17 protein-coding genes are annotated in these 13234 nt (G+C 68.1%); 14 read left to right on the top strand and 3 right to left on the bottom strand.

All coding sequences use genetic code 11. From position 1 onward, the window contains the following. Window positions 1–16 precede the first annotated feature (16 nt). From lptF to L0984_RS00060, 6 genes are all read left to right on the top strand, one after another. Window positions 17–1105, top strand: coding sequence for an LPS export ABC transporter permease LptF (gene lptF, locus L0984_RS00085; RefSeq protein WP_234191767.1), 1089 nt, complete (start codon window positions 17–19; stop codon window positions 1103–1105). A 4-nt stretch (window positions 1106–1109) separates the two neighbouring features. Continuing rightward, window positions 1110–2219 (top strand): LPS export ABC transporter permease LptG, encoded by a 1110-nt coding sequence (lptG, locus tag L0984_RS00080; protein ID WP_234191766.1) that lies wholly within the window; start codon window positions 1110–1112, stop codon window positions 2217–2219. Next, the gene (locus L0984_RS00075) at window positions 2216–2587 is read left to right on the top strand and encodes a sirohydrochlorin chelatase (protein ID WP_234191765.1); all 372 of its coding nucleotides are present in this window, start codon (window positions 2216–2218) and stop codon (window positions 2585–2587) included. The genes lptG and L0984_RS00075 overlap by 4 nt, the downstream gene beginning before the upstream one ends. Window positions 2588–2630: 43 nt before the next feature. Further along, window positions 2631–3572, top strand: a complete 942-nt coding sequence (locus L0984_RS00070; protein ID WP_234191764.1) for a CysB family HTH-type transcriptional regulator — start codon at window positions 2631–2633, stop codon at window positions 3570–3572. 26 nt (window positions 3573–3598) lie between these two features. After that, window positions 3599–4759, top strand: coding sequence for a pyridoxal phosphate-dependent aminotransferase (locus L0984_RS00065; RefSeq protein WP_234191763.1), 1161 nt, complete (start codon window positions 3599–3601; stop codon window positions 4757–4759). A 114-nt stretch (window positions 4760–4873) separates the two neighbouring features. Then, on the top strand, window positions 4874–5032 hold the full coding sequence (locus tag L0984_RS00060) for a DUF3309 family protein (RefSeq protein WP_017761920.1): 159 nt from the start codon (window positions 4874–4876) through the stop codon (window positions 5030–5032). Window positions 5033–5179: 147 nt separating this feature from the next. Here L0984_RS00060 and L0984_RS00055 read toward each other — a convergent pair whose 3' ends face one another. Then, window positions 5180–6085: a LysR family transcriptional regulator gene (locus L0984_RS00055; RefSeq protein WP_234191762.1), complete on the bottom strand. Its 906-nt coding sequence runs from the start codon at window positions 6083–6085 to the stop codon at window positions 5180–5182. A 92-nt stretch (window positions 6086–6177) separates the two neighbouring features. Here L0984_RS00055 and L0984_RS00050 point away from each other — a divergent pair, with 92 nt between their 5' ends. The 4 genes from L0984_RS00050 to L0984_RS00035 are packed head-to-tail and all read left to right on the top strand — an operon-like array spanning window position 6178 to window position 9321. Beyond that, window positions 6178–7506, top strand: coding sequence for a sulfatase family protein (locus tag L0984_RS00050; protein ID WP_234191761.1), 1329 nt, complete (start codon window positions 6178–6180; stop codon window positions 7504–7506). Between the two features lie 35 nt (window positions 7507–7541). After that, a complete protein-coding gene (locus L0984_RS00045) occupies window positions 7542–8537 on the top strand; it encodes a Bug family tripartite tricarboxylate transporter substrate binding protein (protein WP_234191760.1) in 996 nt (331 codons plus the stop codon). A 34-nt stretch (window positions 8538–8571) separates the two neighbouring features. Beyond that, complete coding sequence (locus L0984_RS00040; RefSeq protein ID WP_234191759.1) at window positions 8572–8991, top strand: YidH family protein; 420 nt, start codon at window positions 8572–8574, stop codon at window positions 8989–8991. Then, window positions 8992–9321 carry a DUF202 domain-containing protein gene (locus L0984_RS00035; protein WP_234191758.1) on the top strand — a complete coding sequence of 110 codons (330 nt, stop codon included), beginning with the start codon at window positions 8992–8994 and terminating at the stop codon, window positions 9319–9321. 152 nt (window positions 9322–9473) lie between these two features. Here L0984_RS00035 and L0984_RS00030 read toward each other — a convergent pair whose 3' ends face one another. After that, complete coding sequence (locus L0984_RS00030; protein ID WP_234191757.1) at window positions 9474–9827, bottom strand: alpha/beta hydrolase; 354 nt, start codon at window positions 9825–9827, stop codon at window positions 9474–9476. Window positions 9828–10147: 320 nt separating this feature from the next. On the opposite strand from L0984_RS00030, the gene L0984_RS00025 reads away from it, so the two are divergent. The 4 genes from L0984_RS00025 to arsH are packed head-to-tail and all read left to right on the top strand — an operon-like array spanning window position 10148 to window position 12721. Continuing rightward, complete coding sequence (locus L0984_RS00025) at window positions 10148–10477, top strand: ArsR/SmtB family transcription factor (RefSeq protein ID WP_234192737.1); 330 nt, start codon at window positions 10148–10150, stop codon at window positions 10475–10477. A 9-nt stretch (window positions 10478–10486) separates the two neighbouring features. Beyond that, entirely contained in the window at window positions 10487–11566 is a 1080-nt protein-coding gene (gene arsB, locus L0984_RS00020) for an ACR3 family arsenite efflux transporter (RefSeq protein ID WP_234191756.1), read from the top strand. 17 nt (window positions 11567–11583) lie between these two features. After that, window positions 11584–12006, top strand: coding sequence for an arsenate reductase (glutaredoxin) (gene arsC / locus L0984_RS00015; protein WP_234191755.1), 423 nt, complete (start codon window positions 11584–11586; stop codon window positions 12004–12006). Then, window positions 11999–12721 carry an arsenical resistance protein ArsH gene (arsH, locus tag L0984_RS00010; RefSeq protein ID WP_370645857.1) on the top strand — a complete coding sequence of 241 codons (723 nt, stop codon included), beginning with the start codon at window positions 11999–12001 and terminating at the stop codon, window positions 12719–12721. Before arsC ends, arsH begins: the two co-directional genes overlap by 8 nt. A 352-nt stretch (window positions 12722–13073) precedes the next feature. On the opposite strand, the gene L0984_RS00005 is transcribed toward arsH, so the two are convergent. Next, window positions 13074–13234, bottom strand: a 161-nt coding sequence (locus L0984_RS00005) for an acyl-CoA dehydrogenase C-terminal domain-containing protein (RefSeq protein ID WP_234192735.1), incomplete at its 5' end; no start/stop codon positions are given.

Raw genomic sequence — 13234 nt, 5'->3', positions numbered from 1 at the left:
TCTTTTCGCTCGGACGATGTTATTCCATTCCACTTTGCGCAAGGAGCTGTCGCGCAGCTTCGGGGCCACGCTGGTGGTGCTGATCGCGATCGTGATGACGATCATCCTGATCCGCACGCTGGGCCTGGCCTCGCGTGGCAGCGTCAATCCCTCCGAGGTGTTCCTGGTGATGGCCTATACGGTGATCGGCTACATGCCGACCATCCTCAGCCTGAGCCTGTTCATCTCGATCGTCGGCACGCTGTCGCGCATGTATCGCGACAGCGAGATGGTCATCTGGTTCTCGGCGGGTCGCGGCCTGGCGGACTTCATCTCGCCCCTGCTGCGCTTCGCCTGGCCGGTGCTGCTGCTGATCGCCGTGCTGTCGCTCGTCGGCTGGCCCTGGGCCAATTCGCAGACGCAGGGCATGCGTGACCAGTACGAGCGCCGCGGCGACCTCGACCGCGTGGCGCCCGGGCAGTTCCAGGAGTCGGCGGCACGCAACCGCGTGTTCTACATCGACAAGGACTCGCCGGACGCCACCTCGGCCTCCAACGTCTTCATCTCCTCGCTGGAGCGCAACCAGCAGATCATCACCTCGGCCCAGAGCGGCAAGGTGGAGACGCTCATGGGCGGCCGCTACCTGGTCCTGTCCAACGGCCAGCGGCTGGAGCGCAGCTTCGACAACAGCGACCTGAAGATCAGCGAGTTCGGCACCTACGGCGCCCGCATGGGCAACGACAGCCCCCTGCCGGGCGAAGAGGTAGCGCCGAAGGCGCTGTCCACGCTCGCACTGATGGCATCGCCTTCGCTGCCCAACCAGGGCGAGCTCGGCTGGCGCGTGGGCATGGTGCTGGCCGCCGTGAACTTCGTGCTGCTGGCGCTGGTGGTGTCCAACGTCAACCCGCGCGTGGGTCGCAGCGGCAACCTGCTGTTCGCCCTGTTCTGCTTCGTCATCTACTTCAACCTGCTGAACCTGGGCCAGAGCTGGGTGGGCAACGGCCGCTTCTCGCTGCCGGGCTTCCTGGTGGTGCTGCACGGCGGCATGCTCGTGGGCATGCTGCTGTGGATCGCCCTTCGCCACAACAGCTGGCGGCGTCCGCGCCCGCGCGTCGCCACATCCTGAACGCATGAGAACGCTGCGCCGCCTGATCTACGCCGAGGCGATCAAGTCGATCGCCTTCGTCACGCTGGGCTTCCTGAGCCTGTTCTTCTTCTTCGACTTCGTGGACGAGCTGTCCTCGGTGGGCAAGGGCACGGTCGCGCCCTACGGCCTGCCGCAGGCCCTGCTCTACGTCGCGCTGCTGGTGCCCAGCCATCTCTACGAGCTGCTGCCGATCGCGGTGCTGATCGGCAGCATCTTCGTGATGGCCAATCTGGCGCGCAGCTCGGAATACACGATCCTGCGCACCAGCGGCCTCGGTCCCTGGCGAGCCCTGCGCATGCTGCTGACGCTGGGCCTCGGCTTCGTGGTGCTGACCTTTGCAGTGGGCGACTACGTGGCGCCGTTGTCCGACCGTGCGGCGCAGCTGCTCAAGTCCCGCTACCAGGGCTACCTGGCGACGGCCGGCCTCACGGGTGGCTGGCTGAAGGAGCGGCAGGGCGACCATTCCTTCGCCGTCAACGTGGTGTCCATCGACCGCGACGGCACGCTGAAGCTGCCGCGCGTGTTCGAGTTCGACGACCGCGGCTTCCTGCGCTCGCTGACCACGGCCGACACGGCGCGCATCGTCGCGGGCGGGTGGGTGCTGCAGAACGCCCAGCGGCAGGAGTTCCAGACCGCGCCAGGCACGACGTCGCCCAAGGTGATCAATGTTCACCAGCCGCTGCTGGCCTGGCAGACGGGCCTGACCACCGACATGGTGGCGGTCGCGCTGCTCAAGCCGGAGCGCATGCGCACGGTCGACCTGTTCGAGTACACGCGCCACCTGGACGCCAACGGCCAAGCCACCCAGCGCTACAAGATCGAGTTCTGGCGCAAGGTGTTCTATCCGCTGTCCTGCCTGGTGATGGTGGTGCTGGCCCTGCCCTTCGCCTACCTGCACTTCCGCCAGAGCGGCATCGCCGGCTATGTGTTCGGCGGCGTGATGATCGGCATCAGCTTCTTCCTGCTGAACAACGTATTCGGCTACATCGGCAATCTGCGTGACTGGTGGCCCTGGGCCACGGCGGCGGCGCCGGGCCTTCTGTATTCGCTGATGTCGCTGGGCGCCTTCGGCTGGCTGGTGCTGCGGCGATGACGACGCGCGGCATCGTCCTCTTTGCGCATGGGTCGCGCGACGCACAGTGGCGCGAGCCGGTGGAAGCCGTGGCGCGTCGCGTCGCCGAGCAGGCCGCGGACGCGCGCGTGCGCTGTGCCTATCTGGAACTGGTGGCGCCCGACCTGCCGGCGGCGGTGGCGGAACTCGTGGCTGAAGGCGTGGCCAGCATCCACGTCGTGCCGCTCTTCCTGGGCATGGGCCGCCATGCGCGGGAAGACCTGCCGCTGCTCATGGCCGAACTGCGGCAGCAGCACCCCGCCGTGCAGTTCACCCAGGCCCCGGCCGTGGGCCAGGATCCGGCCGTCATCGACCTGCTGGCGCAACTGGCGCTGCACCCGCCTCAATAGATTCATAAGGCATAATGAATCTCGATAAACATCGGGATTTGTTATGAACCTTCACCAGTTCAAGTTCGTTCAGGAAGCGGTCCGTCGCAACCTGAACCTGACCGAAGCCGCCAAGGCGCTGCACACCTCGCAGCCCGGCGTCTCCAAGGCCATCATCGAACTGGAAGAAGAGCTGGGCGTGGAGATCTTCGCGCGCCACGGCAAGCGCCTGAAGCGCGTGACCGAACCCGGCCAGCATGTGATCGCCAGCATCGAGCTGATCATGCGCGAGGTGGGCAACCTTCGCCGCATCGGCGAGCAGTTCAGCGCCCAGGACAGCGGCACGCTGTCCATCGCCACCACGCACACCCAGGCCCGCTACGTGCTGCCCGTCCCCGTGGTCAAGCTGCGCGAGGCCTATCCCAAGGTGAACGTCAGCCTGCACCAAGGCTCGCCGGCACAGGTGGCCCAGATGGTGCTCGACGAGGTGGCGGAAGTCGGCGTGGCGACCGAATCGCTGGACGACTACGACGGCCTGGTCACCCTGCCTTGCTACGAATGGCAGCACGTGCTGGTGCTGCCCAAAGACCATCCCCTGGCCGCCAAGGAGCGCGTGAACCTGGAGGACCTGGCGGCCGAGCCGATCATCACCTACCACCCTTCCTTCACCGGCCGCACGCGCATCGACCATGCCTTCGCGCAGAAGAAGCTGTCGCCACGCATCGCGCTGGAGGCCATCGACTCCGACGTCATCAAGACCTATGTGCGCCTGGGCCTCGGCGTGGGCATCGTGGCCGAGATGGCCGTGCGCGAGGACAACAACGAGGACCTCGTGGTGCGGCCCATGGGCCAGGTGATCGGCCAGAACGTCGCCCGCATCGCCTTCAAGCGTGGCGCCTACCTGCGCAACTTCGTCTTCAAGTTTGCCGAGCTGCTCTCGGACCGCCTGGACCGCAACCTGATCGCCAAGGCCCTGAGCGGCCACTACGACGACTACGAACTCTGACCTTGCCGTTTCGCGCCTTCACTGCCATGACCGCTCCCCGCACGCCCGAGCCGGGCACCAAGCTGCCCGCCGTGGGCACCACCATCTTCACCGTGATGTCGGCCCTGGCGACCGAGCACGGCGCCGTCAACCTGGGCCAGGGCTTTCCGGACTTCGGCTGCGACCCTAAGCTGCTGGACGCCGTGACCACCGCGATGGCAGCCGGCCACAACCAGTACCCACCGATGACCGGCGTGCCGCTGCTGCGCGAACGCATCGCGGCCAAGATCGAGGCGCTCTACGGCCGCCGCTACGACGCCGGCAGCGAGATCACCGTCACCGCAGGGGCCACGCAGGCCATCATCACCGCCATCCTGGCGCTGGTGCGGCCGGGCGACGAGGTGATCGTGCTGGAGCCCTGCTACGACAGCTACGTGCCCAACATCGAGCTGGCCGGCGGCGTGGTGGTGCGCGTGCCGCTGGTGCCGGGCAGCTTCCGGCCCGACTTCGACCGCATCGCGGCAGCATTGACGCCGCGCACGCGCGCCATCCTGATCAACACGCCGCACAACCCGAGCGGCACCGTGTGGACGGCCGACGAGATGCGCCAGCTCGAAGACCTGCTCGCACCCACCGACGTGTTCTTGATCAGCGACGAGGTCTACGAGCACATGGTCTACGACGGCGCACTGCACCAGAGCGTGGCCCGCTTCCCGGGCCTGGCAGCGCGCAGCCTGATCGTCAGCAGCTTCGGCAAGACCTACCACGTCACCGGCTGGAAGGTGGGCTACGTGGCCGCGCCGGCGGTGCTGACGGCCGAGTTCCGCAAGGTGCACCAGTTCAACGTGTTCACGGTCAACACGCCGATGCAGCATGCGCTGGCGCACTACATGGCCGATGCGGCGCCTTATGTAGACCTGCCGGCCTTCTACCAGCGCAAGCGCGACCTGTTCGCCGAAGGCCTGGCACGCACCCGTCTGCGGCTTCTGCCGAGCGAGGGCAGCTACTTCCAGTGCGTGGACATCTCGGCGGTGAGCGACCTGTCGGAGGCCGACTTCTGCCAGTGGCTCACCCGCGAGATCGGCGTGGCGGCGATCCCGCTGTCGGCCTTCTATGGCGATGGCTTCGACCAGCGCGTGGTGCGCTTCTGCTATGCCAAGCGCGACGAGACGCTGCGCGATGCGCTGACGAGGCTGGCAAAACTCTGACACCCGCCCGCGGCGAGGACCTGACAGCGCAAGGGGCCCACCGCCGTCCGCCCGGCCCCTTGGACATGCGCAGCATCCGCTCTGTCAACAACTCACAGAGCTCGGAGCTACGTCATGTCCCTTTCCTTCATCCTGCTCATCGTCCTGATCCTGCTGCTGATCGGCGCCCTGCCCAGCTGGGGCTACAGCCGCAGCTGGGGCTACGGCCCGAGCGGCGGCCTGGGTCTGGTGCTCGTGATCGTGATCGTGCTGCTGCTCATGGGACGAATCTAGCCCTCGGCGCGCACCACCAAGAAGCCGCCCGCGAGGGCTGGGTCGAGGACCCGGCCGACGCGGGCGGTTTTTTTCGTCCGTCTTTGGCGCAGCTCCGGCACAGGCTGCTCTCTGCCCGGGCCTTGACGTCCGCTTCGACCGCGCCGCTCAGGCCAGCGCCCGCACCTGCGACAGGATCAGCTCTCCCACTTCCGCCATGAGGTCGTTCTCGGTCGTCGTGGTTCGGTTCCACAGGTAGATGGGCCGCGCCGCGGGCGGTCCCGGCCACGGCAAGGACACCAGCCCGAAGCGCTGGCTCAGTCGCCGCAAGGGAAAGTCGGGCAGCACCGACAGGTGCCGCCCGCGCGCCAGCATCTCCAGCAGCACGAAGGCCTCGCCCAGCACCGTCACCTGTGCACGCATCTGCTGCACGCCGCCGCCCACCAGCATGCCCTGCACGTCCTGGTCGAAGGGCGATGCGGTCCCCAGGCTGATCCAGTCGGCGGCGTCGGCCTCGCCGTGCGCCAGCGATGTCCGCCCGGCGAAGGCATGGCCCGTTCCGCAGTACACGCCCAGGGTGTCGGCCACCAGCAGCCGCCGCTCGATGCCCTGCGGCGGTCGCTCCAGCCAGGAGGGGCCGATGACGAAGTCGTGCTGGCCGTCGATCAACTGCTCGACCAGCACATGCGGCCGATCGCTGCGCACCGACAGGGCCAGGTCGTCGAAGCGGGCCAGCAGGGCGCGCGTCACCTCGTCGAGCACCGCGGCGCCCACCATGGGCCCCGAGCCGAGGCGCAACTGGCGCCGGATGCCGCCGCGGTGCCGGGCGCTGACCTCCGCGGCGTCCTTGAGTCGGCGCGCAATGGCCCGCCCCTCGCGCGCCAGCATCTCGCCCAGGGGCGTGCTGCGCACACCGTAGCGGCTGCGCTCGAAGAGCTGGCCGCCGGCCTGCATCTCCAGCGTCTGCATGTTGTGGGTGAGCGTGGGCTGCGTGAGGTGCAGATGCCGGCTCGCCTGCGTGATCGAGCCTTTCTCGAGGATGGTCGCGAGCTGGACCAGGTGCCGAGGATCCATCGGAATTTTTATGGTTGGCGCGTGATTTTCAATTTTACGGATGGCTGCTTCCTGCCTAAGCTCGGCAGTTGCTCCTCGCAGTGCACGCTGTCATGACCTCCAGACCCAACATCATCTACATCGTCGCCGACGACCTGGGCTATGCCGACCTCGGCTGCTACGGTGGCCGCAGCGCCGACTTCGGCCTCGTCTCCCCGAACATCGACGCCCTGGCCGAAGGCGGCCTGCGCTTCACCGAGGGCTATGCCAACTCGCCCGTCTGCTCGCCCACGCGCTTTGCGCTGATGACCATGCGCTACCAGTACCGCCTGCGCGGCGGCATGGAAGAGCCGATCAACAGCCGCAGCAAGGGCAGCACCACGCTGGGCCTGCCGCCCGAGATGCCCACCCTGCCCTCGCTGCTGCGCGATGCCGGCTATGCCACGGCGCTGATCGGCAAGTGGCACCTGGGCTATCCGCCCAGCTTCGGTCCGCTGCGCTCGGGCTACGACGAGTTCTACGGGATCATGGCCGGCGGTGTGGACTACTTCACCCACTGCTCCGGCCGCGGCGACCACGACCTCTACGTCGGCGAAAGCGAACACCACGAGACGGGCTATCTCACCGACCTGCTCTCCGCCCGCGCCGTGGGCCATGTGCAGGCCCGCGCGGCGGACGCCCGCGCCGGCAAGCCCTTCTTCCTGAGCCTGCACTACACGGCGCCGCACTGGCCGTGGGAAACGCGCGACGACGAGCACGTGGCCGCCGAGACCGCCGCCAACCTGTTCCACCTGGACGGCGGCAACATCCACACCTACCGCCGCATGATCCATCACATGGACGAAGGCATCGGCCAGCTGGTCGCCGCCCTGCGCGCAGAAGGCCTGCTGGAGAACACGCTGATCGTCTTCACCAGCGACAACGGCGGCGAGCGCTTCTCGGACAACTGGCCGCTGGTCGGCGGCAAGATGGACCTGACCGAAGGCGGCATCCGCGTGCCCTGGATCGCGCACTGGCCGGCCGCCATTCCCGCTGGCACCACCAGCGCCCAGCACTGCATGACCATGGACTGGTCGGCCACGATGCTGGAACTGGGCGGCGGCGCGCCGCCTGCCGGCCACGCGCTGGATGGCGTCTCGCTGGCGGCCGTGCTGCGCGATCCGTCGCAGGGCTTCGAGCGCCCGCTGTACTGGCGCATGAACCACCGCGACCAGCGCGCGCTGCGCCTCGGGCCGTGGAAGTACCTCAAGGTCGACGAGCACGAATACCTCTTCGACCTGAGCGCCGACGAGCGCGAGCGCGCCAACCTGGCGGCGCGCGAACCCGCACGCTTCCAGGCGCTGCGCGAGGACTGGCTGGCCTGGAACGAATCCGTGCCCGCCATTCCCGACGACGCGGCCGTGAGCCTGGGCTATTCGTACCGCGACATGCCGCAGCGCTGAGCGTGGCGCCCCCTCGCTATCCAAGGAGACAGACCATGACCCCTTCAACCCGCTCGGCCGTCGCCCGCCGTACGGCGATCGCCGCCTGCCTGGCATTCGGCGCCTTCGCCGGCGTCGGCGCCCAGGCCCAGGCCTGGCCCACCAAGACGATCAAGATGATCGCGCCCTCCACCCCGGGCGGCCCGCCCGATGTCTATGCCCGGGCACTGGCCGACCTGATGTCGCGCGACCTGGGCCAGCCCATCGTGGTCGAGAACTCGCCGGCCGTCGGCGGCATGGTGGCTGCACAACAGATGCTGCGCGCGCCCGCCGATGGCTACACGCTGATGGTCAGCACGGCCGGCATGCTGACCATCACGCCCAACGCCAATCCCAAGGCCAAGTACACGCCCGCCGACTTCACGCCCATCTGCCAGGGCGTGGACGCCGGCCTCGTGCTCGCCAGCCATCCGTCGCTGGGGCCGAAGGACTTCAAGGGCCTGCAGCAGTGGCTCAAGGCGGAGAAGACGCCGCCCACCTATTCGTCGTATTCGCCGGGCTCGCCGGCGCACTTCCTGGGCTTTCAGCTGAGCGAAGCGCTGAACGTGCCCATGACGCATGTGCCCTACCGCAGCAGCCCGCAGCAGATCACCGACATGGTGGGCGGCATCGCGCCGCTGGGTTTCGTGCAGATCGCCACCGCCACGCCGCAGATCAAGGCCGGCAAGCTGCTCGCCTTCGCCACCACCGCGCCGACGCGGGCACCCGAGCTGCCCGATGTGCCCACCGTGCGCGAACTCGGCCTGCCGCAGCTGGAGACCACCGTGTGGTTCGGCCTGAACGGCCCACCGGGCCTACCCGCGCCCATTGTCAAACGGCTGACCGAGGCGCACCGCAAGGTGCTGGCCTCGCCGGAGTTCCGCAGCCGCATGGCGCTCTCGGGCCTCGCGCCCTCGCCCGACATCTGCGGCGACGCCTTCCTCAAGAAGATGAACGACGAGTCCGCGCGATGGGCGCGCATCGTCAAGGCCACCGGCTTCGTGGCCGACTGAGGCGGCAGTCAGCCGGCACACGGATACTCGGGCGATGGCCGAACACGACTCACGACACAAGGCAGGCGCCGCCCCTCGCACCCAGCCCCGGCCGGCATGGCGCTCCAGCGGCGAAGAGCCGGACTACCGGTTCACGCTCGCCAACGAGCGCACCTTCCTGGCCTGGGTTCGCACGGCGCTGGCCGTGCTGGCGGCGGGTGTCCTGCTCGACCAGTTCTCCACCAAGCTGCAGCCCCATCTGCTGGTGGTCGGCACCGCCATCCTGCTGTGCGTGGTGGCCGGCACGCTGGCCTTGCTGGCCTACACGCGCTGGCGGGACAACGAGGTCTCGATGCGTCACCGCCATGCGCTGCCGCATTCGCGCATGCTGGCCATCCTGACGGTGGCCGTGGTACTCATCTGCGCGGTGCTCGCCGTGCTGATGGCCTGGGCCATTGCCAGCCATCGCGCCTGAATGTCCACCGCCGCCAGCCGCGACCCGGGCCTGCAGCCCGAGCGCACCACGCTGTCCTGGACGCGGACCGCCGCCGGCCTGCTGCTGAATGCCGTGCTCAATCTGCGCAGCGGCTATGTGCACGACTCGGTGCCGCTTCTGGTGCTCTCCGGCGCGCTGGTGGTGGCTGCCGCGGCCGTCTTCAGCTTCGGCCGACTGCGGCGCCGCCAGTTGTCGGAGCATGGGCCCGAAGCCCTGGCCGATCCGCTGGCCATGCGGGCTGTGACGGCGGCCACGCTGCTGGCCACGGCGACCGGCCTGGCTTCGATCCTGCTCGGCCACTGGCGCTGACCCGCCCCGAATCAGGAGCCGCGCAAGCGCAGGCGTCGGCCCCAAAGACAGAAAGTCGGCATGCTTTCGCATACCGGCTTCCGGATTGCCCGAAGGCGTCCGCCCTGCCCTTGCCCGCTGACAACGGGCGTCGTGCTGGGCGGTGGGGTCTATTACAGAGCCGCCTTGCGGTAGACCGACAGGCTGCCCTGGGTGTATTGCGTCGGGATCGTGCTGTTCACGAAGGCCTTGGAGTCCAGGTTGGCGGTCGGGTTGTGGGCAGCGGCCACGGCTTCGGCCTGCACGGCGGCGCGGCTGCGGGGAGCGGCGGGGGCGACGGCGACTTGCTGGCCGACGTATTCCAGGTTCTGCTCGGCGCGAGCGGCTTGCACGCCCTGGGCGTTCACTTCGGCGCGGCTGAAGGCCGACACGGGGGCGACGACGCCTTGGTATTCCTCGGCGCTGGCGCCGGCAACGGCGGCGAACGACAGGGCGGCGAGGGCGATGATCTTCGAGGTCTTGGTCATGATTTTTCTCCTGTAGGCAGGTACTGCGTTGAACAGAGCTGGCAAGGCACCCGCCTCGCCTGCTTCGGGTCTGCGTTCAATCGCTGGCCCGTGAGATGAATTGTGGACCGCCGAGCTAGGGAAAACCCGAGGCATTGCCGAACGTGGTGTTCCGCCGAAGGAAACAATCGCTGGCTACCTCGACCGCCGGAATGCGCTGGCGCGAGGGGGCCCCACCCGGTCTCCGCCCGCTACGAACGCTGCTGCGCTTTCACGGGGGAGCCGCGCCCTAATCGGAAGATCAGGACTCAATGATTCAACAACCCTTGTATCATCGAACAATGACCGAAAGCGAAGCCGTGTCCGCCCTCGCCGCCCTGGCCCATCCGCAAAGGCTGCGGGCGTTTCGCGCGCTGGTCGTGGCCGGGCCCCAGGGATCGACGCCCAGCACGCTGGCCGATCAACTCGATGTGGCACGCAACACCCTGTCCTTCCATCTGAAAGAACTGGCCCATGCCGCCCTGGTGACGATCGAGCCCCAGGGGCGCAACCTGGTCTATCGCGCCGATTTCGCCCGCATGAACGATCTGCTGGGCTACATGACCGAGCACTGCTGCCAGGGCGAAGCCTGCGAAGTCGTCGCCGCAGCGCCCAGGTGCACCGCCTGCTGACTAACGACGATGACCTCGCCCTCTCTTTCCAGCCACCGTCAGCCAGGCGCCGACATGAGCACCTTCGAGCGCTACCTGACCTTGTGGGTCCTGGCCTGCATCCTTGCCGGCATTGCCTTGGGCCAGTCCGCGCCGCGCTTGTTCGAAGCCATCGGTCGCATGGAAATCGCCCAGGTCAACCTGCCGGTAGGCGTGCTGATCTGGGCCATGGTGATCCCGATGCTGCTCAAGGTGGACTTCCGTGCGCTCGGACAGGTGCGGCAGCACTGGCGCGGCATCGGCGTGACCCTGTTCATCAACTGGGCGGTCAAGCCCTTCTCGATGGCCTTGCTGGCCTGGCTCTTCATCCGCCATGTCTTTGCCGGCTGGCTGCCGGCCGACCAGCTCGACAGCTACGTGGCAGGCCTGATCCTTCTGGCGGCTGCGCCGTGCACGGCGATGGTCTTCGTCTGGAGCCGGCTCACGGGGGGCGATCCGGTCTTCACACTGTCGCAGGTGGCCTTGAACGACACCATCATGGTGTTCGCCTTCGCGCCCATCGTCGGGCTGCTGCTGGGCCTGTCGGCGATCACCGTGCCGTGGGCCACGCTGCTGACCTCCGTGGCGCTGTACATCGTCGTCCCCGTCATCGTGGCGCAGTTCTGGCGACGCGCGCTGCTGCGGCGGGGCCACGCAAGCTTCGATGCCGCCCTGGCGCGCATCGGCCCGCTCTCCATCGCCGCGCTGCTGCTCACGCTCGTGCTGCTGTTCGCCTTCCAGGGCCGCGCCATCCTGGAGCAGCCGCTGGTCATCGCCATGCTGGCGGTGCCAATCCTGATCCAGGTGTTCTTCAATTCCGGACTGGCCTACTGGCTCAACCGGCGCGTGGGAGAGAAGCACGCCATCGCCTGCCCCTCGGCGCTGATCGGTGCGAGCAACTTCTTCGAGCTGGCCGTGGCGGCCGCCATCAGCCTCTTCGGCTTCCATTCCGGCGCGGCCCTGGCCACCGTGGTCGGTGTGCTGATCGAGGTGCCCGTGATGCTGTTGGTCGTGCGTCTGGTCAACCGCTCGCGCGGCTGGTACGAGCGTGGCGCGGCGACCTCTTCCTGACCCCTTGCCCCTGCCCCATGAGCGACATCACGATCTATCACAACCCCGACTGCGGAACCTCGCGCAACGTGCTGGCCCTGATCCGCAACAGCGGCGAGGAGCCGCTGGTCATCGAGTACCTGAAGGCGCCCCCCGACCGGCAGACCCTGGTCGCCCTGATCGCGGCCCTGGGCATGCCGGTGCGCGCGCTGCTGCGCGAGAAGGGCACGCCCTACGCCGAGCTCGGTCTCGACGACGCGGCATGGAGCGACGAGCAGCTGATCGACTTCATGGGCCAGTACCCCATCCTCATCAACCGCCCCATCGTGGTCACGCCGCTCGGCACCCGCCTGTGCCGCCCGTCGGAGACCGTGCTGGACCTGCTGCCCCAGCCGCAGCGCGGCGCCTTCGACAAGGAAGACGGGCAGCCGGTCGTCGACGCGGAGGGCCGCCGTGTCTGAGACCATCCACGATCTGCCGCAGCTCGATGGCGCGCATTTCGAACTGCCCGACATCCGCCGGCTCATGCCGACCGAGCGCAGCACGCATGCGCCGCGCTTTCTGCTGCTGTATGGCTCGCTGCGTGCGCGCTCCTACAGCCGCCTGGCCGCCGAAGAGGCCGGCCGCATCCTGCGCGCGCTCGGCGGCGAGACACGGATGTTCAATCCGTCCGGCCTGCCGCTGGTGGACGACGCGCCCGCCGACCATCCCAAGGTGCAGGAGCTGCACGCACTCACCCAGTGGGCCGAAGGCATGGTGTGGTGCTCGCCCGAGCGCCACGGCGCCATGACGGGCTTGATGAAGACGCAGATCGACTGGATCCCGCTGTCGGTGGGCGCCGTGCGCCCGACGCAGGGCAAGACGCTGGCCGTGATGCAGGTCTCGGGCGGCTCGCAGTCCTTCAATGCAGTGAACCAGATGCGCGTGCTGGGCCGGTGGATGCGCATGCTGACCATCCCCAATCAATCCTCGGTCGCCAAGGCCTACCAGGAGTTCGACGAAGCGGGCCGCATGAATCCATCGGCCTACCACGACCGCATCGTCGACGTGATGGAAGAGCTGATGAAGTTCACGCTGCTCACCCGCGATGTGGCGCCCTATCTGGTCGATCGCTACAGCGAGCGCAAGGAGAGCGCGCAGGCCCTGGGCCAGCGGGTTGGTCAGTCAGGGCTCTGAGGGCCTGCCGCAAGAGAACGCCACACCTGCGCCGCGCGGCCCTCAAGACGCGCCCACGGGCGCCGTGTCGGTGGAACGCGTGGTCGATTCCCACTGGAGCAACAAGGCGCGAAGGTCGTCCAGCTTGCCAGTGACAAGCGACCGTGCATCGCTGCCCAACAACAGGTGGGCGGGCGGCCGTTCGACCGCCGTGCGGATGCACTGCACCGCCATCCCGCCGTGATGCTGGCCGCAGTGGTTGCCATGGTTGATGAGAAATGGGGCGGCAAGATCCAGAAGTTCCAGCTGCGCGAGGGACTCGGCGCGAAGAATCCGATCGACGTCTGAACCCCGGTATCCGCCGCGTCGGACGTCAGAAGGCCTCGAGCGGCAGGGCCGTGACGCTGGCCGCGCCGCCGACGATGGCGTCGCGCGTGGCGCCAGCCTTCACCAGGATGTGTTCGGCATAGAAGCGCGCCGTGGCGACCTTGGCCTGCATGAAGGCCGCATCCTGCGCCTGGGCCTCGGGCGTCA

This window comes from Pseudacidovorax sp. NFM-22 (assembly GCF_021401245.1).
Lineage (GTDB): Bacteria > Pseudomonadota > Gammaproteobacteria > Burkholderiales > Burkholderiaceae_C > Xenophilus.
Note: the sequence above shows the minus strand (reverse complement) of the source record. Positions and strands in the feature narration are given on the sequence as shown.